At 69.5% G+C, this 24,233-nt stretch carries 23 protein-coding genes; 2 read left to right on the top strand and 21 right to left on the bottom strand.

Annotated features, from left to right (window positions below):
• Positions 1 to 6: 6 nt before the first annotated feature.
• From C4B68_RS33385 to C4B68_RS33360, 6 genes are all read right to left on the bottom strand, one after another.
• On the bottom strand, positions 7 to 450 hold the full coding sequence (locus C4B68_RS33385) for a DUF948 domain-containing protein (protein WP_099500235.1): 444 nt from the start codon (positions 448 to 450) through the stop codon (positions 7 to 9).
• Positions 451 to 676: 226 nt separating this feature from the next.
• A complete protein-coding gene (rpsD, locus tag C4B68_RS33380) occupies positions 677 to 1,291 on the bottom strand; it encodes a 30S ribosomal protein S4 (RefSeq protein WP_099500234.1) in 615 nt (204 codons plus the stop codon).
• 383 nt (positions 1,292 to 1,674) lie between these two features.
• Positions 1,675 to 3,030 (bottom strand): replication-associated recombination protein A, encoded by a 1,356-nt coding sequence (locus C4B68_RS33375; protein ID WP_099500233.1) that lies wholly within the window; start codon positions 3,028 to 3,030, stop codon positions 1,675 to 1,677.
• Between the two features lie 57 nt (positions 3,031 to 3,087).
• Complete coding sequence (locus C4B68_RS33370) at positions 3,088 to 3,723, bottom strand: vitamin K epoxide reductase family protein (RefSeq protein ID WP_099500232.1); 636 nt, start codon at positions 3,721 to 3,723, stop codon at positions 3,088 to 3,090.
• Between the two features lie 145 nt (positions 3,724 to 3,868).
• On the bottom strand, positions 3,869 to 5,131 hold the full coding sequence (gene hisS, locus C4B68_RS33365; RefSeq protein ID WP_099500231.1) for a histidine--tRNA ligase: 1,263 nt from the start codon (positions 5,129 to 5,131) through the stop codon (positions 3,869 to 3,871).
• 11 nt (positions 5,132 to 5,142) lie between these two features.
• On the bottom strand, positions 5,143 to 5,859 hold the full coding sequence (locus C4B68_RS33360) for an MBL fold metallo-hydrolase (protein WP_099500230.1): 717 nt from the start codon (positions 5,857 to 5,859) through the stop codon (positions 5,143 to 5,145).
• 181 nt (positions 5,860 to 6,040) lie between these two features.
• Between C4B68_RS33360 and C4B68_RS33355 the strand changes: the two genes are divergently transcribed.
• On the top strand, positions 6,041 to 6,865 hold the full coding sequence (locus C4B68_RS33355; RefSeq protein ID WP_099500229.1) for a peptidylprolyl isomerase: 825 nt from the start codon (positions 6,041 to 6,043) through the stop codon (positions 6,863 to 6,865).
• 134 nt (positions 6,866 to 6,999) lie between these two features.
• The gene (locus C4B68_RS33350; protein WP_099500228.1) at positions 7,000 to 8,229 is read left to right on the top strand and encodes a DUF349 domain-containing protein; all 1,230 of its coding nucleotides are present in this window, start codon (positions 7,000 to 7,002) and stop codon (positions 8,227 to 8,229) included.
• Between the two features lie 104 nt (positions 8,230 to 8,333).
• Here the strand turns inward: C4B68_RS33350 and C4B68_RS33345 are convergent, their stop codons facing one another.
• From C4B68_RS33345 to pgsA, 15 genes are all read right to left on the bottom strand, one after another.
• Positions 8,334 to 10,859 (bottom strand): RelA/SpoT family protein, encoded by a 2,526-nt coding sequence (locus tag C4B68_RS33345; RefSeq protein WP_099500227.1) that lies wholly within the window; start codon positions 10,857 to 10,859, stop codon positions 8,334 to 8,336.
• 257 nt (positions 10,860 to 11,116) lie between these two features.
• On the bottom strand, positions 11,117 to 11,656 hold the full coding sequence (locus C4B68_RS33340; RefSeq protein ID WP_099500226.1) for an adenine phosphoribosyltransferase: 540 nt from the start codon (positions 11,654 to 11,656) through the stop codon (positions 11,117 to 11,119).
• Entirely contained in the window at positions 11,653 to 12,768 is a 1,116-nt protein-coding gene (gene secF / locus C4B68_RS33335; protein ID WP_099500225.1) for a protein translocase subunit SecF, read from the bottom strand. Before secF ends, C4B68_RS33340 begins: the two co-directional genes overlap by 4 nt.
• Position 12,769: 1 nt before the next feature.
• Entirely contained in the window at positions 12,770 to 14,545 is a 1,776-nt protein-coding gene (gene secD / locus C4B68_RS33330) for a protein translocase subunit SecD (protein ID WP_099500224.1), read from the bottom strand.
• Positions 14,546 to 14,688: 143 nt separating this feature from the next.
• Positions 14,689 to 15,216: a preprotein translocase subunit YajC gene (gene yajC, locus C4B68_RS33325; protein ID WP_099500223.1), complete on the bottom strand. Its 528-nt coding sequence runs from the start codon at positions 15,214 to 15,216 to the stop codon at positions 14,689 to 14,691.
• Between the two features lie 164 nt (positions 15,217 to 15,380).
• The gene (gene ruvB / locus C4B68_RS33320; RefSeq protein ID WP_099500222.1) at positions 15,381 to 16,451 is read right to left on the bottom strand and encodes a Holliday junction branch migration DNA helicase RuvB; all 1,071 of its coding nucleotides are present in this window, start codon (positions 16,449 to 16,451) and stop codon (positions 15,381 to 15,383) included.
• 77 nt (positions 16,452 to 16,528) lie between these two features.
• Entirely contained in the window at positions 16,529 to 17,140 is a 612-nt protein-coding gene (gene ruvA / locus C4B68_RS33315) for a Holliday junction branch migration protein RuvA (RefSeq protein ID WP_099500221.1), read from the bottom strand.
• On the bottom strand, positions 17,137 to 17,706 hold the full coding sequence (ruvC, locus tag C4B68_RS33310; RefSeq protein WP_099500220.1) for a crossover junction endodeoxyribonuclease RuvC: 570 nt from the start codon (positions 17,704 to 17,706) through the stop codon (positions 17,137 to 17,139). Before ruvC ends, ruvA begins: the two co-directional genes overlap by 4 nt.
• A 206-nt stretch (positions 17,707 to 17,912) precedes the next feature.
• A complete protein-coding gene (locus C4B68_RS33305; protein WP_099500219.1) occupies positions 17,913 to 18,665 on the bottom strand; it encodes a YebC/PmpR family DNA-binding transcriptional regulator in 753 nt (250 codons plus the stop codon).
• A gap of 48 nt (positions 18,666 to 18,713) precedes the next feature.
• Positions 18,714 to 19,319, bottom strand: a complete 606-nt coding sequence (gene pdxT, locus C4B68_RS33300; RefSeq protein ID WP_099500218.1) for a pyridoxal 5'-phosphate synthase glutaminase subunit PdxT — start codon at positions 19,317 to 19,319, stop codon at positions 18,714 to 18,716.
• A 25-nt stretch (positions 19,320 to 19,344) separates the two neighbouring features.
• Positions 19,345 to 20,259, bottom strand: a complete 915-nt coding sequence (gene pdxS / locus C4B68_RS33295; RefSeq protein WP_099500217.1) for a pyridoxal 5'-phosphate synthase lyase subunit PdxS — start codon at positions 20,257 to 20,259, stop codon at positions 19,345 to 19,347.
• Positions 20,260 to 20,457: 198 nt separating this feature from the next.
• Positions 20,458 to 21,003: a LemA family protein gene (locus tag C4B68_RS33290; protein ID WP_099500216.1), complete on the bottom strand. Its 546-nt coding sequence runs from the start codon at positions 21,001 to 21,003 to the stop codon at positions 20,458 to 20,460.
• 335 nt (positions 21,004 to 21,338) lie between these two features.
• Positions 21,339 to 22,499, bottom strand: coding sequence for a glycosyltransferase family 4 protein (locus tag C4B68_RS33285; RefSeq protein WP_099500215.1), 1,161 nt, complete (start codon positions 22,497 to 22,499; stop codon positions 21,339 to 21,341).
• Positions 22,496 to 23,506: a phosphatidylinositol mannoside acyltransferase gene (locus C4B68_RS33280; protein ID WP_099500214.1), complete on the bottom strand. Its 1,011-nt coding sequence runs from the start codon at positions 23,504 to 23,506 to the stop codon at positions 22,496 to 22,498. Before C4B68_RS33280 ends, C4B68_RS33285 begins: the two co-directional genes overlap by 4 nt.
• A complete protein-coding gene (pgsA, locus tag C4B68_RS33275) occupies positions 23,503 to 24,222 on the bottom strand; it encodes a phosphatidylinositol phosphate synthase (RefSeq protein WP_099500213.1) in 720 nt (239 codons plus the stop codon). The genes C4B68_RS33280 and pgsA overlap by 4 nt, the downstream gene beginning before the upstream one ends.
• Positions 24,223 to 24,233: the final 11 nt, after the last annotated feature.

Here is a 24,233-nt window from a genome sequence, read left to right as displayed (position 1 = left end):
GCTGCGTCAGTCCTTCTTCCGCTTTTCCCGCCGCGCGGACGGGACGGTGCGGCCCACGATCACGGTACGTCGGGACGCCTTGTCGGGCACACTCTCACGACGGCCTCCGATGGCCCGGCGCACGCCGTACCCGAACGCCGCCACCTTGACCAGGGGGCCGCCGAAGGTGGAGGCGACGGTGGTGGACAGCGCCGACGCGTTCGACGTGACCTCCTGGACGTCCGACGCGATGGCGTCGACCCGGTCGATCTGCGTCTGCGCGGAGCGCACCGCCGCGGAGGCGTCCGCCAGGAGCGGGACGGCCTGGTCGGTCACGTCCGCGACGAGCTTGGTGGTCGCCCTGAGCGTCTGGGCCAGCCTCGCCAGTGCGACGGCGAGGAAGGAGACCAGGATCGCCCAGAAGACGGCCACCAGAATCCCGGCCACCTCTCCACCGGACACTGTGCGCACCCGCTCCCTTATGCGTACCTGAACATCGAAAAGTCGTGCCCCGAGCCTATCGCGCCACGACCGCCGCTTCGTACCGCATTAACGGCTCCCGCGGGCACGGCCCCTCGGTGCGGTGCCCTCGCCCCGCAGGATGCCCCCGGACATGCGGAAGCCCGCCGCATCGCCCGCCTCGAAGGGCGGGGACACGGCGGGCTGACGCGCAGGTGGTGCTACGTCCGCCGGAGGATCAGCGGGCGTAGTACTCGACGACGAGCTGCTCGTCGCAGATCACCGGGATCTCCTTGCGGTTCGGCTCGCGGTCCAGGCGGAACGCCAGGGCCTTGAGGTTCACCTGGAGGTAGCGCGGGGTCTCACCGTCGGCGGCGAAGCCACCCTCGCGGGCGATCTCGAACAGCGGCTTCGGACGGCTGCGCTCGCGGACCATCACGACGTCGTCGGGACGGACGCGGAACGACGGCTTGTCGACCTTCTGGCCGTTGACCTCGATGTGGCCGTGGACGACCATCTGGCGGGCCTGGTAGATCGTGCGGGCGATGCCCGAACGCAGGACCAGCGCGTCGAGACGACGCTCCAGCTCGATGATCAGGGCCTCACCGGTCTTGCCCTGAACCTTGGAGGCACGCTCGTAGGCGCGGACGAGCTGGCGCTCGGACACGTCGTACTGCGCGCGCAGACGCTGCTTCTCGAGCAGACGGACCTTGTAGTCCGAGTTCTGCTTACGGCCGCGACCGTGCTCACCCGGCGGGTAGGGGCGGGCCTCGAAGTACTTGACGGCCTTCGGGGTCAGCGCGATGCCGAGGGCACGCGACTTCTTGACCTTGGGGCGGGACTGGTTCGCCATGAACCAAACACCTCGTGTTTCTGATGTGAATACGGCTTCACCAGGGTTAAGGGAGGTCGCATCCGCAGCCCGGGAAACCCTCCTCGTCCCTGAGGACGGGGCGGGCAGCCGCTCCTGGGTCTGGGCACATACGTGCAGCACGCGAGTGGCCCACCGACCGTCCCCGGTACCGGGTGGTGGTGGGCTGCCCGCGACACCTTCGACGGTGCGCGACGCTCCTGGAATCCCTCCGTGGTGGCAGGGGCTCCGGCTGCATGTCCCGTTCTGGTGGTGCCGACCGGAGCCGGACACGGGACGCAGCGCTGGGAGTCATTCTACAGGGGGGTCAGGAGCGCCTTCGACCAGAGGGCGTGGCCGCAGGTATCAGGGCGTGGCCACAGGCATCAAGGCTTCCCTCGACCGAGGTGCTTCCTGGTCCACTCCACCGCGTCCGCGTAGCGCGCTTCGGCGCCGTGGCGGGTGGGTGCGTAGTACTCCCGGTCCTTGAGCTGCTCCGGGGCGTACTGCTGGGCGGCGATGCCCTCGGGCAGGTCGTGCGGATACACGTATCCCTGGGAGTGCCCCAGCTTGGCCGCGCCCTTGTAGTGCCCGTCGCGCAGATGGATCGGCACCGGGCCCGCGTGCCCCTTGCGTACGTCCTCCATGGCGGCGCTGATCGCCATCGTCGCGGCGTTGGACTTGGGCGCCAGGGCGAGGGCGATGGTGGCGTGGCTGAGGGTGAGCGCGGCCTCGGGGAAGCCGATCATCGCGACGGCCTGGGCGGCGGCCACGGCTATGGGCAGCGCGTTCGGATCGGCCAGGCCGATGTCCTCGCTGGCGGAGATCATCAGGCGGCGGGCGATGAAGCGGGGGTCTTCGCCGGCCTCGATCATCCGGGCCAGGTAGTGCAGTGCGGCGTCGACGTCCGAGCCGCGGATGGACTTGATGAGCGCGCTCGCCACGTCGTAGTGCTGGTCGCCGTCGCGGTCGTACTTCACGGCCGCACGGTCGACCGTCTCCTCCAGCGTCTGGAGACCGATCTCCGCCTCGCCCTTGTCGAGGGCCGCTCCGGCCGCGGCCTCCAGGGCGGTCAGGGCGCGGCGGGCGTCGCCGCCGGCGATCCGCAGCAGGTGCTCCTCGGTGTCCTCGGGGAGGGTCACGGCTTCGTTCAGGCCGCGCTCGTCGGTGAGCGCGCGCTTGACGAGGCCGCGCAGGTCGTCGTCCGTGAGCGGTTCGAGGGTGAGGAGGAGGGAGCGGGAGAGGAGGGGGGAGATCACCGAGAAGTACGGGTTCTCCGTCGTCGCGGCGATCAACGTCACCCAGCGGTTCTCGACGGCCGGGAGCAGGGAGTCCTGCTGGGCCTTGCTGAAGCGGTGGATCTCGTCGAGGAAGAGGACGGTCTCCTTGCCGAAGCCGCCGGTGGCGCGGCGTGCTCCGTCGATGACCGCGCGTACTTCCTTGACGCCCGCGGTGATCGCGGAGAGCTCCACGAAGCGCTTGTTGGTGGCCTTGGAGACGACGTACGCGAGGGTCGTCTTGCCGGTGCCGGGCGGGCCCCAGAGGATCACCGAGGACGGTCCCGCCGGGCCGCCGCTCCCCTCGCCGACGAGTCGGCGCAGGGGCGATCCCGGCTTCAGCAGATGCTGCTGGCCCACGACCTCGTCGAGGGTGCGCGGGCGCATCCGTACCGCCAGGGGGCTGCCGGTCGGGTCCTTCTCCTGGCGTTCTTCCGCTGCGGCGGTGAATAGGTCGGGCTCCACGTAGAAAACCCTATGTCACACCACTGACAACGCTGCCCGGCCCCGAAAAGGCTGGAATCAGCTGGTCCAGAAGTCCCACCAGCGGGTCAGGATCAGCATCCCGATGATGCCGATGTGCAGGACCGGCAGGACCCAGGTGAACTCGCCGAAGAAGCTCTTCAGCCAGCGCGGTGCGGGCAGGAAGTCGTTGCGGATGTTCGACGAGGTCACGTACCAGAACATGATGATCGTGGCGACCCAGGCCAGGGAGCACCACAGGCACAGCGAGTTGATGCGGTACAGCGACTGGAACTGCAGCCAGGTGCAGAATCCGACACCGAAGAGAGTGCCGGCGTTGAAGGTCAGCCAGTACCAGCGCGGGAACGTGGCCCGGGCGAGCAGGCTCATGCCGACGCAGATGACGATGCCGTACGCGACGAGGCCCAGCATGGGGTTGGGGAACCCGAAGGCCTCGGCCTGGTCGCTCTTCATGATGTTGCCGCAGGAGACGACCGGGTTCAGGCTGCACCCGGGCACGAAGTTCGGGTTCTCCAGCAGCTTGAACTTGTCGATCGTGATGACCCACGAGGCCAGCAGACCGGCCGCACCGGTGATCAACAGCAGCACGGCGAGCCCACGGCTGCCGCCGACCGTCCGGGGAGCGGTGACGCGTTCCTGGTCGGTCGAGACGTCCTTGGCTGTCGTCTTGCTCATCACGCCGTTCCGTAGCTTCGAAGGGGCCTGCGGGTACGGTCATTGTGCCGTACGCGCCCCGATGCCCACCGTTCGATGGACATAAAGGACCGACGGCGGGGGCGGCGGTGGCGAAAAGCCTCACCCCCGCTCGCCCCCGCGCGCCTCAGCCGAGCCTCGACTCCAGCTCCGCCACAATCGCCTCCACGGCCACCGCGACCTGCTCACCGGACTCCATGTCCTTGAGCTGTACGACGCCCTCGGCGAGGTCACGCTCACCGGCGACGATCGTGTAGCGGGCGCCGCTCCGGTTCGCGTTCTTCATCGCGCCCTTGAGCCCCTTCCCGCCGTACGAGAAGTCGGCGGCCACGCCGAGCTTCCGCAGCTCGGTGACGACACCGAAGAGGACCCGCCGGGCCTCCTCGCCCAGCGGCACCGCGAACACACTGGTGGACGCGGGGAGTTCGAGCGAGACGCCCTCCGCCTCCAACGCCAGCACCGTACGGTCGACGCCGAGGGCCCAGCCGACCGACGGCAGCGCGGGACCGCCGATCATCTCGGAGAGGCCGTCGTAGCGACCGCCGCCGCCCACCGCGGACTGGGAGCCCAGGCCGTCGTGGACGAACTCGAAGGTCGTACGGGTGTAGTAGTCGAGCCCGCGCACCAGCTTCGGGTCGTCCTCGAAGGAGACGCCCGCGGCCGTGATCAGCTCGCGCACCTCCTCGTGGTACACCTTGCACGCGTCGCACAGGTAGTCACGCAGGAGCGGCGCGCCGGCCAGCTGCTTCTGGACGTCCGGGCGCTTGTCGTCCAGGACGCGCAGGGGGTTGATCTCCGCGCGGCGCAGGGTGTCCTCGTCCAGATCCATGCCGCGCAGGAAGTCCTGCAGGGCCGCCCTGTACACCGGACGGCATTCCTTGTCGCCCAGGCTGTTCAGCAGGATCCGGAAGTTACGGAGGCCCAGCGAGCGGTACGCCTGGTCCGCCAGGATGATCAGCTCGGCGTCGAGCGCCGGGTCCTCCGCGCCGATCGCCTCGGCGCCGACCTGGGAGAAGTGCCGGTAACGGCCCTTCTGCGGGCGCTCGTAGCGGTAGTACGAGCCCGAGTACCAGAGCTTGACCGGGAGGTTGCCCGCCTTGTGCAGGCTGGCCTCCAGGGCCGCGCGCAGGACGGAGGCCGTGCCCTCCGGGCGCAGGGCGAGCTTGTCGCCGCCCTTCGTCTCGAAGGCGTACATCTCCTTCGTCACGATGTCGGTGGACTCACCGACACCGCGCGCGAACAGTTCGACGTTCTCGAAGCCGGGCGTCTCGATGTAGCCGTAGCCGGAGTTGCGCAGCGGGGCGGCGATCGCCTCGCGGACGGCCAGGTATGTGGCGCTGTCCGGCGGGATCAGGTCGTACGTGCCCTTGGGGGCCTTGAAGGTGCTCACGGAAAGTCTCGTCACATTCCTCGTCGGGGAGCGGGCGATGCTCCCTGGCCGGCCGCCACCTGCCGCATGTACGGATTGGTGGCGCGCTCCTGGCCGATGGTCGTCTGGGGGCCGTGGCCGGACAGCACCACGGTCGAGTCGTCGAGCGGCAGGCACACACGGGCCAGCGAGTCGAGGATCTCGGCGTGGGAGCCGCCGGGCAGATCGGTGCGTCCGATGGAGCCGGCGAAGAGCAGATCCCCGGAGAAGAACACGGACGGGATGTCTGATCCGTCGCGGGCTTCGGGCATCTGGAAGGTCACCGACCCCTTGGTATGGCCGGGCGCGTGCGCGACGGAGAGGTCGAGGCCCGCCAGCTTCAGCTCGGCGCCGTCGGCCAGCTCCTTGACGTCGTCCGGCTCCCCCACGGTCAGCTCACCCATCAGCGGCATGCCGATCGACCGGCCGAGCGCCTTCTCCGGGTCGCTCATCATGAACCGGTCCTCGGGGTGGATCCACGCCGGTACGTCGTGCGCTCCGCACACTGGGACGACCGAGGCGACATGGTCGATGTGACCATGCGTGAGGATGACCGCGACGGGCTTGAGCCGATGCTTCTTGAGTGCGTCCTCGACTCCCTGGGCGGCCTGATGGCCCGGGTCGATGATCACGCACTCCTCACCCGCGGCCGGGGCGACCAGGTAACAGTTGGTCCCCCAGGCCCCGGCGGGGAACCCGGCAATGAGCACGATCGTCCTTCGTGGTGGCGTACGCGGTTGTCTCGTACGGGGTGGGTGGCTGTGGATCAGAGCCTACCGGCGCTGCCGATTCCTCAGCGAACCCATATACGGTACGGGGCACACGCAGGCGGTCGGCACACAAGACGCACGCGTCCCACTTGACGTACGAGACGCATGAGGAGAAGACCCGGTGGTCAGCCAGGAGCAGCGGCGGCGTCAGCTCGCCCGGGAGAAGTTCTTGCGGCAGCAGCAGCGGCGTACGACCGCGCGACGCAAGACGCACGCACGCAACGCGGTCGTCGCCTCGGTCCTCGGCGTCGTCGTGGTGGGCAGTGTCGTGTCGTACGCGACCGGGGTTTTCAAGAACGACGACGACAAGAAGGCCAACGCCGCCGCGGAGGTCACGCCGAGCGCCGCGCCGACGAGCAAGGCGCCGGACCCGTGCGACAAGCCCGCCGAGGGCAAGGTGGAGTCGCTGGGCTGGAAGAAGGAGCCGGCCGTCACCATCGACAAGTCCGCGGACTACACGATGAAGATGGCGACGACGTGCGGTGACATCGACATCGCCCTGAAGACGGCCGCGGCCCCGCACACCGTGAACTCGTTCAACTTCCTCGCGGGCAAAGGTTTCTTCGACCACACCAAGTGCCACCGGCTCACCACGAACGGCATCTACGTGCTGCAGTGCGGTGACCCGACGGCCGCCGGTTCCGGCGGTCCCGGCTACACCATCCCGGACGAGAACCTGAAGGACGAGGTCCTCAAGGGCGGCGTGTATCCGGCCGGCACGGTGGCGATGGCCAACACCGGCCAGAAGCACAGCGGCGGCAGCCAGTTCTTCCTCGTCTACCAGGACAGTCAGCTGCCGGCCAGTTACACACCGTTCGGAACTATTTCCGCGTCCGGCATGAAGGTTCTCAAGAAGATCGCCGCGGCCGGTGACAGCACAGGACAGGGCGACGGCGCGCCCAACGCGACCGTCGTCATCAACAAGATGACCGTGACGAAATCCTGACCGTCAACTGCGAAATTTCGGTCGCGCTGGATGCGGACAGCCGCCGTGCTGGTCGCCTATGTTGGCCGTGACGAAACTGTGGACGATGCCAGGGGCGGGGACGCCCCTCAGAGGCATCATGTGGAGGAGGCGCTGTGAGCAGCGACCCGTGGGGCCGCGTCGACGAGACGGGGACCGTGTACGTGCGTACGGCCGATGGCGAGCAGGTCGTCGGTTCCTGGCAGGCCGGCTCTCCTGATGAGGCGCTGGCCTACTTCGAGCGCAAGTACGAAGGCCTGGTTGTCGAGATCGGCCTCCTCGAAAAGCGAGTGAAGACCACCGACCTGTCGGCGAAGGACGCCCAGGCCGCCATCGACCATATTCGCGAGCAGGTGGACGCCCACCACGCGGTCGGCGATCTGGACGCACTGTGCAAGCGGCTGGACAAGCTCGTCGAGACGGTCGACGCGCGCCGTGAGGAGCGCAAGGCCCAGCGGGCCAAGCAGTCCGACGAGGCGCGGCACGCCAAGGAGGCGCTGGTCGTCGAGGCCGAGGAGCTGGCGCAGAGCGACCAGTGGCGTGCCGCTGGTGAACGGCTGCGCGCCCTGGTGGACACCTGGAAGGGGCTGCCGCGGCTCGACCGCAAGTCGGACGACGAGCTGTGGCACCGCTTCTCGCACGCCCGCTCGGCGTTCTCCAAGCGGCGCAAGGCGCACTTCGCCTCGCTGGACGCGCAGCGTGAGGAGGCCCGCAAGACCAAGGAGAAGCTGGTCGCCGAGGCCGAGTCGCTGTCCGGCTCGACGGACTGGGGTCCGACGGCGGCGCGCTACCGCGAGCTGATGGCTGACTGGAAGGCCGCGGGCCGCGCCCAGCGCGAGCATGAGGACGACCTGTGGAACCGCTTCCGCGGCGCCCAGGACGTGTTCTTCGCGGCACGCAGCTCCGTCTTCGCCGAGCGCGACGCGGAGCAGGCCGAGAACCTGAAGCTCAAGGAGGAGCTGGCCGAGGAGGCCGAGAAGCTCGTCCCGGTGACCGACCTGAAGGCGGCCCGCGCCGCCTTCCGCTCGATCAACGAGCGCTGGGAGGCCATCGGTCATGTGCCGCGCGACGCCCGCCCGAAGGTCGAGGGCCGGATGCACGCGGTGGAGCGGGCTCTGCAGGAGTCCGAGGAGGCCGAGTGGCGCCGGACCAACCCGGAGGCACGCGCGCGTGCCGAGGGTCTGACCGGTCAGCTCCAGGCCGCCGTGGACAAGCTCCAGGGCCAGATCGAGGCGGCTCGGGCGGTCGGCAACACGGCCAAGGCCGACAAGCTCCAGAAGGAGCTCGACGGCCGCCAGGCGCTGCTCGACCAGGCCCTGAAGGGGCTGCAAGAGTTCGGCGGCTGAGACGGCTGGAGACGGCTGAGTTTTTCGGCTTCTACGTAGAGGGGCTCCCGTACGGTCCGTACGGGAGCCCCTCTACGTAGTGGGCGATCAAGGCTTCGGGGGCCTTAAGGCCGTCGGGCCGACGTCACCCGGTACACGTCGTACACGCCCTCCACGCCCCGTACCGCCTTCAGGACGTGCCCCAGGTGCTTGGGGTCGCCCATCTCGAAGGTGAAGCGGGAGGTGGCGACCCGGTCGCGGGAGGTCTGGACGGCCGCGGACAGGATGTTGACGTGCTGGTCCGACAGGACGCGGGTGACGTCCGAGAGGAGCCGGGAGCGGTCCAGGGCCTCGACCTGGATGGCGACCAGGAAGACCGAGGACTGGGTGGGTGCCCATTCGACGTCGAGGATGCGCTCGGGCTCGCGGGACAGCGAGTCGACGTTGACGCAGTCGCTGCGGTGCACCGAGACGCCGCTGCCGCGGGTGACGAAGCCGATGATCGGGTCGCCGGGTACGGGCGTACAACAGCGGGCCAGCTTGACCCACACGTCCTCGACGCCCTTGACGACCACACCCGGGTCCTGGGTGCTGCGCCGCTTGCGGCCACGGCCCCGCGCGGGCGGTACCGCCTCGTCGATCTCCTCGGTGGCCGCCTCCTCGCCGCCGAGGGCCTGGACGAGCTTCTGTACGACGCTCTGCGCGGTGACATGGCCCTCGCCGATCGCCGCGTACAGCGACGAGATGTCGGGGTAGCGCATCTCGTGCGCCAGCGTGACCAGGGAGTCGCCGGTGAGGATGCGCTGGATCGGCAGGTTCTGTTTGCGCATCGCCCGGGCGATGGCGTCCTTGCCCTGCTCGATTGCCTCGTCGCGGCGCTCCTTGGAGAACCAGGCGCGGATCTTGTTGCGGGCACGCGGGGACTTGACGAAGCCCAGCCAGTCGCGGGAGGGGCCCGCGCCAGCCGCCTTGGAGGTGAAGACCTCCACCAAGTCGCCGTTGTCCAGGGTGGATTCGAGCGGGACGAGGCGTCCGTTGACCCGTGCGCCTATCGTGCGGTGGCCCACCTCGGTGTGGACCGCGTAAGCGAAGTCCACGGGGGTGGCGCCCGCCGGGAGCGCTATGACGTCGCCCTTGGGCGTGAAGACGAAGACCTCGTTGCGGGACAGGTCGAAGCGCAGGGACTCCAGGAACTCGCTGGGGTCCTCGGTCTCCTTCTGCCAGTCGAGCAACTGGCGCAGCCACGCCATGTCGTTGACGGTGTCATGGCCCGCGCTGCCCTTGGCCGCCCGGGGCACGTCCGTACGGATCTTGGAGGTGCCGGCGACGGTCTCCTGCTTGTACTTCCAGTGCGCGGCGATGCCGTACTCGGCGCGGCGGTGCATGTCGAACGTACGGATCTGGAGTTCGACCGGCTTGCCGTTGGGGCCGATGACCGTCGTGTGGAGCGACTGGTACATGTTGAACTTGGGCATCGCGATGTAGTCCTTGAACCGGCCGGGGACCGGATTCCATCGCGCGTGCACGGTGCCGAGGGCCGCGTAACAGTCGCGGACCGTGTCGACAAGTACCCGGATACCCACCAGGTCGTAGATCTCCGCGAAGTCACGGCCGCGGACGATCATCTTCTGGTAGACGCTGTAGTAGTGCTTCGGGCGGCCGGTGACCGTCGCCTTGATGCGGGCCGCGCGCAGGTCGGACTGGACCTCGTCGGTCACTATGGCGAGGTACTCGTCCCGCTTGGGGGCGCGCTCGGCGACCAGGCGCACGATTTCGTCGTACATCTTGGGGTAGAGGATCGCGAAGGCGAGGTCCTCCAGCTCCCACTTGATGGTGTTCATGCCCAGGCGGTGGGCCAGCGGCGCGTAGATCTCGAGCGTCTCCCGCGCCTTCTTCTCCTGCTTCTCGCGCTTGAGATAGCGCATGGTGCGCATGTTGTGCAGGCGGTCGGCGAGCTTGATGACCAGGACGCGCGGGTCCTTGGCCATGGCGACGACCATCTTGCGCACGGTCTCGGCCTGCGCGGCCTCGCCGAACTTGACCTTGTCCAGCTTGGTGACGCCGTCGACGAGCAGGGCGACGGAGTCGCCGAAGTCGCGGCGGAGCTGGTCGAGGCCGTACTCGGTGTCCTCGACGGTGTCGTGCAGCAGGCCCGCCATCAGGGTTGCCGGGTCCATGCCCAGCTCGGCGAGGATGGTGGTGACGGCGAGAGGGTGCGTGATGTACGGGTCGCCGCTCTTGCGCTTCTGGCCGCGGTGCCAGCGCTCGGCGACCTGGTATGCCTTCTCGATCTGCCGCAGTGTCGACGTCTCGATCTTGGGGTCATTGCTGCGCACTATCCGCAGCAGCGGTTCCAGGACCGGGTTGTACGGGTTGGAGCGCTGCACGCCCAGCCGGGCGAGGCGGGCGCGTACGCGGTTGGAGGAGCCGCCGGTGCGCGCGGGCTGGCCCGCCGCCGGGCGGACCGCCCGGGTGCTCGCGGGGCGCTCGGCAGGAGCCGGCTTGGGGCGTGGCTTCTCGGCCGCCTTGTGCTCGGGCGCGGACTGGACGTGCTCGACCGGCCCGCTCGCGGCGTTCTTGGCGGGCTTCTCCGCGGGCGCCGAGGCTCGCTCGGGCTTGGCGGCGGTGAGTGGCTGGGCCTCGTCTGGCAAGAGGGCTCCTCGTGCGCGTTCCGGGTCCCCCGGTCAGGCTCCGGAAACCCCATGGTAGCGATCCTGGGCGTCTGACTCGCTTCCGGCCGTTGGGACGGTCTCGTACCAGAGGAACGCAAGAGGCGGGCGCCGGATTCCTCCGGGCCCGCCTCCGCGGCGTCCTACGGGTGTCTCAGGGCTTTCCGAGGCCTGTCCTGAGGCTTTCCCCGGGGTGCTAAGACTTCGATCCTCAGACCGGCATCCTCGGACCTCGGTCCTCAGACCTGGAGGAGCGCCTCCAGCGGAACGCCCGCGAGCGCCGGTTCCAGGCGGCCGCGGCCGCCCAGGAAGCCGAGCTCCATCAGCACGGCGACGCCCGCGACCTCGGCGCCCGCCCGCCGGATGAGCTGGAGCGAGGCCTCGGCGGTGCCACCGGTGGCGAGGACGTCGTCGATGACCAGAACGCGGTCGCCCACGGCCAGGTCCTCGGCGTGCACCTCGATCTCGGCGGAGCCGTACTCCAGGTCGTACGCCTGCGACAGGGTCGCTCCGGGGAGCTTGCCCACCTTGCGTACGGGGATGAAGCCGATCCCGGCGCGGACGGCGACCGGGGCGGCGAGGATGAAGCCGCGGGCCTCCAGGCCGACGATCTTCGTGGCCTCGGTGCGGACGGCGATGTCCGCGAGCGCGTCGGTGAGCGCCGTGAAGGCCGCCGGGTCCGCCAGGAGCGGGGTGATGTCCTTGAACATCACCCCGGGTTCCGGGTAGTCGGCGACATCGCGGATGCGGCTGAGCAGCAGCTCTTCGATGTCGGTCATCGGCGCTTCCCGGAGGGTCGGCCGCGGCCGCGGGTGCGGGACGCGGGCTGGTTGCGCGGGCCGACGACCGCCGGGGCGGCGTCCTCCGGCTCGTCGTCGTACGCCTCGCCGACGGCCTGGGGTTCCAGGGAATCGCCCTTGGCGGCTGCCTGGGCCCGCTTGGCGAGCACGCGCTTGCGCAGGGCCTTCATCTGCGGCTCGCGCTCCTTGAGGTCGGCGACGAGCGGCGTGGCGATGAAGATCGAGGAGTACGCACCGGCCGCGAGGCCGACGAACAGCGACAGCGAGATGTCGTTGAGCATGCCGGCACCGAGGACACCGCCACCGATGAACAGCAGGCCCCCGACCGGGAGCAGCGCGACCACCGTGGTGTTGATGGAGCGGACCAGGGTGCCGTTGATCGAGCGGTCGGCGACCTCGCTGTAGGTGTAGCGGGTCTGCTTGGTGATGTCCTTCGTCTGCTCCTTGAGACTGTCGAAGACGACGACCGTGTCATAGAGCGAGTAACCGAGGATCGTGAGCAGGCCGATCACCGTGCCCGGGGTGACTTCGAAGCCCACCAGGGCGTAGATGCCGACCGTGATGGTGATGTCGTGGATCAGGGCGACGAGCGCGGCCAGGGCCATGCGCCACTCGAAGGCGATGGCCAGGTAGATCACCACGAGGACCATGAAGATCGCCAGACCCTGCCAGGCCTTGTTGGCGACCTGGTCACCCCAGCTGGGGCCGACCAGCTCCGCGTTGATCTTGTCCGCGTCGATCTTCAGATCCTTGGCGAGCTGCTCATTGATCTGGTCGGACTGTGCGGTGTCGATGCCGGCGACCTGGATGCGCAGGCCGCCGTTGCCGAGCTTCTGGACGATCGCGTCGTGGCCGGAGGCCTCTTCCGCGTACGTCTCGGCCTGGGTCACCGAGACGCTGGTCCTCTCGGTGGTGAAGACGGCTCCACCCTGGAACTCGATGCCCATGTTCAGGCCGCGCACCGTCAGGCCGAGGATGGCCGTGATGGTGATGAGGATCGAGATGCCGTACCAGATCTTGCGCTTGCCGACGAAGTCGTAGCCGATCTCGCCGCGGTGGAGCCGGGCGCCGAGGGTGCCGAGTTTCGACATCTCACGCCTCCTTCGTGTCGACGGGGGCGGACGCGCGACGGGTGCGGCGCAGCGGCGGCTTGGCGCCCAGTCGCTTCGGGTCGAGGCCGGACCAGCTGTGACCGCTCGCGAAGAACTTCTTGCGGGCCAGGATCGTCATCAGCGGCTTGGTGAAGAAGAAGACCACGACCACGTCGAGCAGGGTGGTCAGACCGAGCGTGAACGCGAAGCCCTGGACCTTTCCGACGGTGACGATGAACAGCACCGCGGCGGCCAGGAACGACACGAAGTCGGAGACCAGGATGGTGCGCCGGGCGCGCGGCCAGGCACGCTCGACGGCGGGCCGCAGCGAACGGCCCTCGCGGATCTCGTCCCGGATGCGTTCGAAGTACACGATGAACGAGTCCGCCGTGATACCGATCGCGACGATCGCACCACAGACGGCCGGGAGATTCAGCGCGAAGCCGATGGTCGGGCCGAGCAACGACATGAGCACATACGTGAGCCCGGCGGAGACGAGCAGGGAGGCGACGGCGATGAGCGACAGGCCCCGGTAGTAGACCACCAGGTAGATGACGACCAGGGCCAGGCCGATGGCGCCGGCGATCAGACCGGCCTGCAGCTGCTCACCACCGAGCGCGGCGGTCACCGTGGTGACGCTCGCCTCCGTGAAGGTGAGCGGCAGGGCGCCGTACTTCAGCATGTTGGCCAGGTCCTGCGCCTCGGTCTGGCTGAAGCTGCCGGAGATCTCCGCGTTGCCGCCGGTCAGCGCCTGGCTGACGTACGGGTCGGAGACGACCTCACCGTCGAGGACGATGGCGAACTGGTTCTGCGGGGACTGGTTCTGCGCGAGCTTGCCGGTGATGCTGGCGAACTTCTTGGCGCCACCGGACGTGAAGTCCATGGTGACTTTCCAGCCCGCGGCGCTCTGCGTGTCGTAGACGGCGGCGGCCTTCTTGATGTCCGTACCGGACACCTCGGCCGGGCCCAGGATGTACTTCTGCCACTGGCCAGAGGAGTTCTGGCCGCAGGCCACAGTGGGGTCGGTGGGCCTGGCGCCCTCGCCGGCCTTGGCGCGGGCCTCCCTGTTGGTGCAGTCGAGCGCGGTGTACTCGGCCTGGAGCTTGGCCGTGTCGTCGTCGGCGCTGCCGCTCGGGGACGGCGACGCATCGGCGGAGGCGCCGGCGGACGCCGAGGAGCTCGCGGAGGCTGAGCTGCCGGCCGACGGCGTGGTGTCGGCCTTCAGGGCGTCGGTGACCGCGCGGCCCTGGGAGGTGGCGGTGGCCGACGGGGTCGCGGAGCTGGACGCCGAGGGGCTCGCCTTGTCGGTGGGCTTGCCGGAAGCGCTGTCGGAGGCGCTCGGCGAGGGGCTGGCCGTCGCGGCGGCGCCGGAGACCTCGGTGGTCAGGACCGGACGGAAGTAGAGCTTGGCGGTGGTGCCGACCTGCTCCCGGGCCTGCTTGGAGTTCGTGCCCTTGGGGATGTTGACGATGATGTTCTTGTCGCCCTGGGTCTGCACCTCCGCCTCGGAGACGCCGAGACCGTTGACACGGCGGTTCATGATGTCTACCGCGGTGTCCATGTTGGTCTTGTTGATCGCGTTGGGCTGGCCGGGCTCGTTCTTCGCCTCAAGCGTGATGCTCGTGCCGCCGGCGAGGTCGATGCCGAGACGCGGGGTGGGGTGCCCGGAGTAGAACATCCCCCCGGTGAGCGCCGCGATGGCGATCAGGATTAGGGCCAGTGAGCGCCCCGGCCTGCTCTGGGCGCTCGCGCTCCGGCCCTTCTTCGGTGCTGCCACCTTCTCGTACTCCCTCTCGGGCCGCCTCGCGCCCGGTCAGCGCGCGGGCGGCCATGCCATGGTGTCGGGACTTCGTGCGAGAAACAGCACGTCCCGGAAGGCACGGGGCGCGAGCGGGTCGCGCCGTGCTTCCCGGGTCGTGACTACTTCGCGCCGGCCTCGCCGTCGGTCTTCTTCGGCTCTGCTTCGTCGACCTTGGCCTCGTCGGCCTTGTCGGCCTTCGCCTCGGCGGGTTCGTCGGCCGGCTCGTCCGCCGCGTCCTTCTTGCCGAGGTCGATGGGCTTGTCGTCGGAAGCGTCGGAAGAGGCGTCGGCGGCGGGCTCGTCGGTCTCGGTGAGGGAGGAGGCGTCGTCCGGGACGACGGCGCCGTCGGTCTTCAGGTCGTGCTCGATGCCGTGGACGATGCGGTTGTACTCGTCGTCGGTCAGGACGGCACCGATCGCGTTCTTGGCGAAGAGAAGCTCGACCCCCGGGCCGGCGTCAAGGAGGACCGTGTCCTCGCTGACGTCCTTGACCGTCGCGTACATGCCCCCGATCGTGCGGACGCCGGCGCCGGGCTGCATCTGGTTACGCATCTGCGCGGCCTGGTTCTGCTTGCGCTTGGCCGAGCGGGTCATCAGGAACATGGCCCCGATGAGCACGATGAACGGGAGGAGGGTCACGATATTCACGGGACGGAGTTTCCTTCGCACGACCGCGGGAAGAGCGGCCTGGTGAATGGGGGTGGTGGGCGCCGCCCACAAGGGCGGCATCGGCGGAGTCTAAGCGAGTCCGCACTCAGGGAACAACGCTCAGCATGGCACCGGGGTTCCTGGCCCGGCACCTGTCCGCGCCGTCACGCCCCGAACAGGTCCCCTTGTCCGTTTCCACCGGGTGACTGGCGGGGCGGGGTGAGTCCCAGATGCGCCCATGCCGCCGGTGTGGCCACGCGGCCACGGGGAGTACGGGCGAGCAGTCCTTCCCGTACGAGGAAGGGCTCGGCGACCTCCTCTACGGTCTCGCGCTCCTCCCCCACCGCGACGGCGAGCGTGGACAGGCCGACCGGACCGCCGCCGAAGAGCTTGAGCAGGGCTTCCAGGACACCTCGGTCGAGGCGGTCGAGGCCGCGGGCGTCGACCTCGTAGACCTGCAGCGCGGCCGCCGCGATCTCACGGGTGATGATTCCGTCGGCCTTGACCTGGGCGTAGTCGCGTACGCGGCGCAGCAGGCGGTTGGCGATACGGGGGGTGCCCCGGGAGCGCCCGGCGATCTCGGCGGCGCCCTCCGAGCCGATCTCGACGTCGAGCAACTGCGCCGAGCGGTGGACGACGCGCTCCAGCTCGGCGGGCTCGTAGAACTCCATGTGCGCGGTGAAGCCGAAGCGGTCGCGCAGCGGGGGCGGCAGCAGACCCGCGCGCGTGGTGGCGCCGACCAGGGTGAAGGCGGGCAGCTCCAGCGGGATCGCGGTGGCGCCGGGGCCCTTGCCGACGATGACGTCGACGCGGAAGTCCTCCATCGCCATGTAGAGCATCTCCTCGGCGGGCCGGGACATGCGGTGGATCTCGTCGAGGAACAGCACTTCTCCCTCCTGGAGGGAGGAGAGGATCGCGGCGAGGTCTCCGGCGTGCTGGATGGCGGGGCCGCTGGTGATGCGGATCGGGGCGTCCATCTCGGCCGCGATGATCATCGAGAGGGTGGTCTTGCCGAGTCCGGGGGCACCCGAGAGGAGCACGTGATCGGCGGTGGCGCCACGCGCGCGTGCGGCGCGCAGGACGAGGTCGAGCTGCTCGCGGACCTTCTCCTGGCCGATGAACTCGTCCAGGTCCTTGGGGCGCAAGGCGGCCTCGACGGCCTGGTCCTCGCGGTCGGCGACAGAGTCCACGAGCCGCTCGGCGGCGGTCTCGTCGGTCGTGTCGTCCCAGTTCATTGCGTGTGCCTCGCGGTGTGGTGGTCGGGCGGCCGGCAGTCGGCGGGCGCGGTCGGGGGCCGACGGACGGCCGGTGGTCAGCGGGCTCGGTTCAAAGTCTGCAGAGCGGCCTTGAGGAGCTGGCCCACCGGGGGTGTGCCCTCGGCCGCCTCGGCCTGCGGGGCGACCGCGGAGACGGCTTCGTCGGCCTCGCGCGTCGCGTAGCCGAGGCTGATGAGCGCGGCGTGCAGCTGGTCGCGCCAGCCGGTGGTGACCGCCGTACCGATGGCCGGGCCGCCGGTGCCGAACGGTTCGCCGAGCCGGTCCTTGAGCTCCAGGAGGAGTTTCTGGGCGCCCTTCCTGCCGATGCCGGGGACGGCGGTGAGCGCCTTCTCGTCGCCGGTGGACACCGCTCGGCGCAGCGCGTCCGGGCTGTGCACGGCGAGCATCGCCTGGGCCAGGCGCGGGCCGACGCCGCTCGCGGTCTGCAGCAGCTCGAACGTCTGCCGCTCGTCGTCGTCCGCGAAGCCGTACAGGGTCAGCGAGTCCTCGCGGACGACGAGGGAGGTCGCGAGCCTGGTCTGCTGCCCCGTGCGGAGCCCGGAGAGGGTGTTGGGGGTGCACTGCACCGCGATGCCGATGCCGCCGACCTCGACCACCGCGGAATCGGGGGCGAGTGCGGCGACGGGGCCGCTGACGAAGGCGATCATGCGGTACGGCCTTTCGATGCGAGTTTCGATGCGTGCTGGGCGGCGGCCTGCTGGAGGCGGTTCTGCGCGACGGCCTGCTGGAGCCGGTTCTGGGCGGGGGCGCGCCAGATGTGGCAGATGGCAAGGGCGAGGGCGTCCGCCGCGTCGGCGGGTCTGGGGGGCGCGTCGAGCCGGAGCAGGCGGGTGACCATCGCCCCGACCTGGGCCTTGTCCGCGCGTCCGCTGCCGGTGACGGCGGCCTTGACCTCGCTCGGGGTGTGCAGGGCGACGGGGATGCCACGCCGGGCGGCGCAGAGCATGGCGACGGCGCTGGCCTGGGCCGTGCCCATCACCGTACGGACGTTGTGCTGGCTGAACACGCGCTCCACGGCGACGAATTCGGGCCGGTACTCGTCGAGCCACTGCTCGATGCCCTGCTCGACGGCGACGAGGCGCAGGCCCAACTCGGCGTCCACCGGGGTGCGTACGACACCGACGCCGCGCATGGTCAGGGTCCGTCCCGCGACTCCTTCGACCACACCGACACCGCACCGGGTCAACCCCGGGTCAACACCCAGTACCCGCACCCCGCCCCGCCCCTTCTGCGGCTGAACCGCCGCCGCTCTCGCGGAGATGGCTGATCGCCGTCGTGGTTCCTCAATTGATGGTTACGGTCCGTGGACAGCGATCATCATCTGTCCTCGCCAGGCTATCCGCTGCCACCGACAACGACGCCGGGCCGGTGGGGACGTGTCCCCACCGGCCCGGCGAAATCTCCGCAAAAGCGGCAGCGCTACGCGTCGACCTTCTCCATGATGTCGTCGCTCACGTCGAAGTTGGCGAACACGTTCTGCACGTCGTCGCTGTCCTCGAGGGCGTCGATCAGCTTGAAGATCTTCCGGGCACCCTCCTCGTCCAGCTCGACCTGCATGGTCGGGACGAAGTTGGCGTCGGCCGAGTCATAGTCGATTCCGGCCTCCTGGAGCGCGGTGCGCACCGCGACCAGGTCGGTGGCCTCGGAGATGACCTCGAAGGACTCACCGAGGTCGTTGACCTCTTCGGCGCCCGCGTCGAGCACGGCACCCAGGACGTCGTCCTCGGTCAGCTCGCCCTTGGGGACGATCACGACACCCTTGCGGTTGAACAGGTACGACACGGAGCCCGGGTCGGCCATCGAGCCACCGTTGCGGGTCATGGCGACGCGGACGTCCGAGGCGGCGCGGTTGCGGTTGTCGGTGAGGCACTCGATGAGCACCGCGACACCGTTCGGGCCGTAGCCCTCGTACATGATCGTCTCGTAGTCGGCGCCACCAGCTTCGAGACCGCCACCGCGCTTGATCGCGGAGTCGATGTTCTTGTTCGGAACCGACGACCTCTTCGCCTTCTGTACGGCGTCGTAGAGCGTCGGGTTGCCGTCCACGTCGACGCCGCCCATGCGCGCCGCGACCTCGATGTTCTTGATCAGCTTCGCGAAGAGCTTGCCGCGCTTGGCGTCGATCACGGCCTTCTTGTGCTTCGTCGTGGCCCATTTAGAGTGGCCGGACATCTGCCTGTCTCCTTCGCGTAACCCATCTCTGTACGAACGGCAGAGATCCTACAAGGACTCCGGTGCCCGGTTCGCGCGCACCATGTCGACGAACAGGCCGTGCACGCGGTGGTCGCCGGTCAGTTCCGGGTGGAACGACGTGGCCAGCGCGTTGCCCTGGCGGACTGCGACGATGTGGCCGTCGTGCTCGGCGAGCACCTCGGCCTCGGCGCCCACGGACTCGACCCAGGGGGCGCGGATGAAGACGCCCTCTACAGGATCGCCCTCGACGCCCTTGAATTGGACAGCCGCCTCGAAGGACTCGTTCTGACGTCCGAAGGCGTTGCGGCGCACGATCATGTCGATGCCGCCGATGGTCTCCTGGCCCGAGCGCGGGTCGAGGATCTTGTCGGCGAGCATGATCATGCCCGCGCAGGTGCCGTAGACGGGCATGCCGTCCCGCACGCGCGCGCGGAGGGGTTCCATCACTCCGAAGAGGACGGCCAGCTTGGAGATGGTGGTGGACTCGCCGCCGGGGATGACCAGGCCATCCACCTCGGCGAGCTCCTCGGGGCGCCGAACCGGCCTGGCCACGGCGTCAGCCGCGGCCAGGGCGATCAGGTGCTCCCGTACGTCGCCCTGGAGTGCCAGGACGCCTATGACGGGGGGGTTCATGAGTGATGTGCCTCCACCTGATGCCTTACCAGCCGCGGTTGGCGTAGCGCTCGGTCTCGGGGAGGGTGTCGCAGTTGATGCCGACCATGGCCTCGCCCAGGTTGCGGGACGCGTCCGCGATGACCTTCGGGTCGTCGTAGAAGGTGGTGGCCTTCACGATGGCGGCGGCGCGCTTGGCCGGGTCGCCCGACTTGAAGATGCCGGAGCCGACGAAGACACCCTCGGCACCGAGCTGGCGCATCAGGGCGGCGTCGGCCGGGGTGGCGACGCCACCGGCGGAGAACAGCACGACCGGGAGCTTGCCGAGCTCGGCGACCTCCTTGACGAGCTCGTACGGGGCGCGCAGCTCCTTGGCGGCGGCGTACAGCTCGTTGTTGTCGTAGCCCCGCAGACGCGCGATCTCGTTCTTGATCTGGCGCAGGTGGCGCACGGCCTCGACGACATTGCCGGTGCCGGCCTCGCCCTTCGAGCGGATCATGGCGGCACCCTCGGCGATGCGGCGCAGAGCCTCGCCCAGGTTGGTGGCGCCACAGACGAAGGGGGTGGTGAACGCCCACTTGTCGGAGTGGTTGACCTCGTCGGCCGGAGTGAGGACCTCGGACTCGTCGATGTAGTCGACGCCGAGGGACTGGAGCACCTGGGCCTCGACGAAGTGGCCGATGCGCGACTTGGCCATCACCGGGATGGACACGGCCTCGATGATGCCCTCGATCATGTCCGGGTCGGACATGCGGGCCACTCCGCCGTCCTTGCGGATGTCGGCCGGGACCCGCTCCAGGGCCATGACGGCGACGGCGCCCGCGTCCTCGGCGATCTTCGCCTGCTCCGGCGTGACGACGTCCATGATCACGCCGCCCTTGAGCTGCTCGGCCATGCCGCGCTTTACGCGGGCGGTGCCGGTCTCGGGGGTCTGGGCGGGGTGGGAGAGCGTGCTGGACACGGATTGACCTCACTCGGTGAAGAGGGTTTTGTGCTCCACCGAGGAAACGTGAGGGAAGCAGGCCACAGCAAGGGCCAATAGGGAGCCGGTGGATCGTTTTCGCCCGCTCCGCCCCTACCCGTCCCGCACCTGGGGGCTCCGCCCCCAGACCCCCGTATCGCGCTCCGCGCTCGTCCTCAAACGCCGGACGGGCTGAAATCAGCTCGTCGGGCGGTCCGCCAGGGCAGCCGGTGGCTCGTCGTCCATTTCGAAGGCCATCGGGAACGGGGCGTGGCCTGCCAGCCGGAACCAGCGGACCTTGCGGTGGCGGCGGAGGGCGCGGGCGGCGCGTACGGCGTCATTGTGGAAGCGCCGGGCCATCGGCACCCGCCGCACGGCCTGCGCCAGCTCACGCGCGGCCTCCTCACCCCCAGGGGCGGCCCGCACCGCCTCGACCTGCTGCGTCTCCCCGAACACTGCCCTGAGCGCCTGGCTCAGCTCGCTCTCGGCCACCTCACGCTGCTCCTCCTCGGCCTGCCGGGCCTCGTGCGCCGCCTCGTACAGCACGATCGAGGCGGCCGGATCGAGGACCCCGGACGTGGCCAGCTCCTGCGCCACGGAGGCACGGCGCAGCAACTGCGCGTCGAGGGCGGCGCGGGTGGCGTCGATGCGGGCGTGCAGCCGGTCCAGACGCCCGGCGGTCCAGCTCAAGTAGAGGCCGATCACGACGAGGGCGACGAGGATCCAGATGAGGGTTGCGGTCACGGGCGGCAAGGCTCCCCTAGTCGTATGAGCGAAACGTAGTCATTCTGTGGCCCTGTCACGCGCACGCTCGGCGCCCAGGCGACGTCGGGCACCCTCCTCGGCCAGGTCGCGAGACCTGACCGACCAGCGTCCGGAGGGACGTGCCACGCGGACTGGCGGTTCTCACCGTTCAGCACCAGCGCACGAAGGCGATTGGCCCACACCCCTGAGCAATGCTCAGGCTTGCTAAGCCAATCCGAGACGCTACCCGGGTACGGTCCAGGTCCCGGGCGCAACGGAAACCGCCGCGCCCGGTCCAGGATTCGCCCCTCCCCCGCCCGACGCGTCCGGCAGGTTCAGTCCCGCGCCAGCCCGAACCGGGCGCGCAGCCCTGTGCGTTCGTCCGCGGCCACCGCCGCCGCACCGTCCGTCACCGTCTCGTACACGGACAGGATGTCCGCCCCGACCGTCGACCAGTCGAAGCGGCGTACGTGGGCGCTCCCGCGCTCGCGCAGTTCCGCCCGGCGTGCCGGGTCGCCCAGGAGCCGGAGCGCGGCAGCGGCCAGCGCGTCCGCGTCCTCGTTGGCGAACAGTTCGCCCGCCGCGCCCTGATCGAGGACCTGGGCGAACGCGTCGAGGTCGGAGGCGAGCACCGGTGCCCCCGCGGACAGCGCCTCCACGAGGATGATGCCGAAGCTCTCGCCGCCGGTGTTGGGCGCGATGTACACGTCGACGCTGCGCAGGAAGCGTGCCTTGTCCTCGTCGCTGACCATGCCGAGGAACTCGACGCGGGAGCGCATCTCGGCGGGCAGTGACTCCACGGCTTCTTCCTCGTCGCCGCGCCCGGCGACCAGGAGCCGCGTCTGCGGGCGTTCGGCGAGGATCTTCGGCAGGGCCTTCATGAGGACCGGCAGGCCCTTGCGGGGCTCGTCGATGCGGCCCATGAAGCCGAGGGTTTCGCCCTGCCACTCGGGCTTGGGCTTGGCGCGTGCGAAGAAGTCGACGTCGACGCCGTTCGGGATGACGACGGCGTCGCCGCCCAGATGTTCGACGAGGGTGCGGCGCGCGTACTCGCTCACCGCGATCCGCGCGCTGATCTTCTCCAGGGCCGCCTGGAGGATCGAGTACGCGGCGACCATCGCCCGGGAGCGCGGGTTCGAGGTGTGGAAGGTGGCGACGATGGGCCCCTGCGCGGCCCAGCAGGCGAGCAGGCCGAGCGAGGGCGAGGCCGGCTCGTGGATGTGGATCACGTCGAAGGTGCCGTCGTGCAGCCAGCGCCGTACCCGCGCCGCCGACAGGAAGCCGAAGTTCAGGCGTGCCACGGAGCCGTTGTACGGCACCGGAACCGCCCGGCCCGCCGAGACGACGTACGGCGGGAGAGGTGTCTCGTCGTCGGCGGGGGCGAGGACGGAGACGTCGTGCCCGCGGCGGATGAGGTGGTCGGCCAGGTCGCGAATGTGGAACTGGACGCCGCCCGGCACGTCCCAGGAGTACGGGCAGACGATGCCGATCCTCACGGGGTCCCCTTCTTGGGATCACTCGCGGAGTTCTTCTTGGGATCACTCGCGGAGTTCCCCGCATCCTGCACGGCGTTCCCGCGACCCTTCGCGGAGTTAGCCGGAGCCTTCCCGGCATCGAGGTCTTTCAGCCACAAGCGCTGCAGCATGTGCCAGTCCTCCGGATGGTCGGCGATCCCCGAGGCGAAGGCGTCGGCCAGCGCCTGTGTCATGGCAGACGTCTTTTCCGCCCGGGTACCTGCCTCGGGGACGTCGACGGGGGGATGCACGCGGCCCTGCATCACGGGCGATTCGTCGTACCAGAGCGTCACCGGGAGGAGCAGCGAGCCGGTCTGCTGCGCGAGGAGGGCCGGGCCCGCGGGCATCCGGGTCGCCTCGCCGAAGAACTCCACCTCGACGCCGGACGCGGACAGGTCGCGGTCGGCGACCAGGCAGATCAGTCCGCCGTCGCGCAGCCGCCGGGCCAGCGTGCCGAACGCGGTGCCGCCGCTGTGCGGCAGGACCTCCATGCCGAGGCCCTCGCGATAGGCGACAAAACGGTCGTACAGCGATTCGGGCTTGAGCCGCTCGGCGACCGTCGCGAACGGCGTCTCCAGCTTGGTGGTGACCCAGGCGCCCGCGAGGTCCCAGTTGGCCATGTGCGGGAGGGCCAGGATCACGCCCTTGCCGGAGGCGAGCCCGTCGGTGAGGTAGTGCACGTCCTTCGGGTCGAAGCCCGTCTTCACGCGCTCCTCGCTCCAGGCGGGCAGGCGGAAGGATTCCATCCAGTAGCGCAGGTACGAGCGCATACCCGCCTTGGAGAGTTCGGCGAGCCGTTCCGGGGTCGCGCCGGGCACCACGCGCGCGTAGTTGCTCTCCAGGCGTTGTATGCCCTTGACGCGCCTCTTCCAGGCGATGTCCGCGACGGTGCGGCCCAGGTGTACGGCGACCGGCTCGGGGAGCTTCTTGACCGCGCTCCAGCCGAGCGCGTACGCCCCGTCTACCAGCTTGTCCTGGAGGCTGCTCATGACGTCGCCTCGCTGTTCTGGGCCGCGGCCGCGTCCGCCTCCGCGGACTCCTTGTGCACCGTCACGACGCGCTGGACGAGCGTGACGAGGCTGCCGACGGCGACGATCCACAGCGCGATGGGCAGCAGCACCTGGATGCCGGGCACACCGAAGGTGTGCAGTCCCGCGAGCCCGGCCGCGACCAGCGAGATCACCAGCCGCTCGGCGCGCTCGACCAGGCCGTTGACCGCGACGGGCAGACCGATCGACTCGCCGCGGGCCTTGGTGTACGAGACCACCTGGCCGCTGGCCAGGCAGAAGATCGAGACGGCGCACAGGACGTTGTTGTCGCCGTTGCCCGCGTACCAGAGCGTGAAGCCGCCGAAGATCGCGCCGTCTGCGACCCGGTCGAGGGTCGAGTCGAGGAAGGCGCCCCAGCGGCTGGAGCGGCCGAGCTGGCGCGCCATGTTGCCGTCGACCAGGTCCGAGAACACGAAGAGCGTGATGACGATCGTGCCCCAGAAGAACTCTCCCCGGGGGTAGAAGACCAGCGCGCCCGCCACGACTCCGGCCGTGCCCAGGAGGGTCACCGCGTCGGGGCTTACCCCCCGGCGGATGAGAAACGCGGCGAACGGTGTGAGGACACGCGTGAAGAATGCACGCGCGTACTTGTTCAGCATGGCCTTCCCGAGGGTCGGTGTCGCCGAGGGGCCCCTGCTGGCCTCCGGCTGGCCCATCGTAGCCACGC

Origin of the sequence: Streptomyces dengpaensis, from assembly GCF_002946835.1 — a bacterium.
Taxonomy (GTDB): domain Bacteria; phylum Actinomycetota; class Actinomycetes; order Streptomycetales; family Streptomycetaceae; genus Streptomyces; species Streptomyces dengpaensis.
This window is presented reverse-complemented; position numbering and strand designations above follow the sequence as displayed.

Excerpts from the sequence above, each read along its gene's own strand:
- rpsD (WP_099500234.1), bottom strand. The coding sequence starts at position 1,291 with ATGGCGAACCAGTCCCGCCCCAAGGTCAAGAAGTCGCGTGCCCTCGGC.
- ruvB (WP_099500222.1), bottom strand. The coding sequence starts at position 16,451 with ATGAACTGGGACGACACGACCGACGAGACCGCCGCCGAGCGGCTCGTG.
- C4B68_RS33340 (WP_099500226.1), bottom strand. The coding sequence starts at position 11,656 with ATGACCGACATCGAAGAGCTGCTGCTCAGCCGCATCCGCGATGTCGCC.
- pdxT (WP_099500218.1), bottom strand. The coding sequence starts at position 19,319 with ATGAACCCCCCCGTCATAGGCGTCCTGGCACTCCAGGGCGACGTACGG.
- secF (WP_099500225.1), bottom strand. The coding sequence starts at position 12,768 with ATGTCGAAACTCGGCACCCTCGGCGCCCGGCTCCACCGCGGCGAGATC.
- C4B68_RS33280 (WP_099500214.1), bottom strand. The coding sequence starts at position 23,506 with ATGAGCAGCCTCCAGGACAAGCTGGTAGACGGGGCGTACGCGCTCGGC.
- pgsA (WP_099500213.1), bottom strand. The coding sequence starts at position 24,222 with ATGGGCCAGCCGGAGGCCAGCAGGGGCCCCTCGGCGACACCGACCCTC.
- ruvA (WP_099500221.1), bottom strand. The coding sequence starts at position 17,140 with ATGATCGCCTTCGTCAGCGGCCCCGTCGCCGCACTCGCCCCCGATTCC.
- C4B68_RS33305 (WP_099500219.1), bottom strand. The coding sequence starts at position 18,665 with ATGTCCGGCCACTCTAAATGGGCCACGACGAAGCACAAGAAGGCCGTG.
- C4B68_RS33370 (WP_099500232.1), bottom strand. The coding sequence starts at position 3,723 with ATGAGCAAGACGACAGCCAAGGACGTCTCGACCGACCAGGAACGCGTC.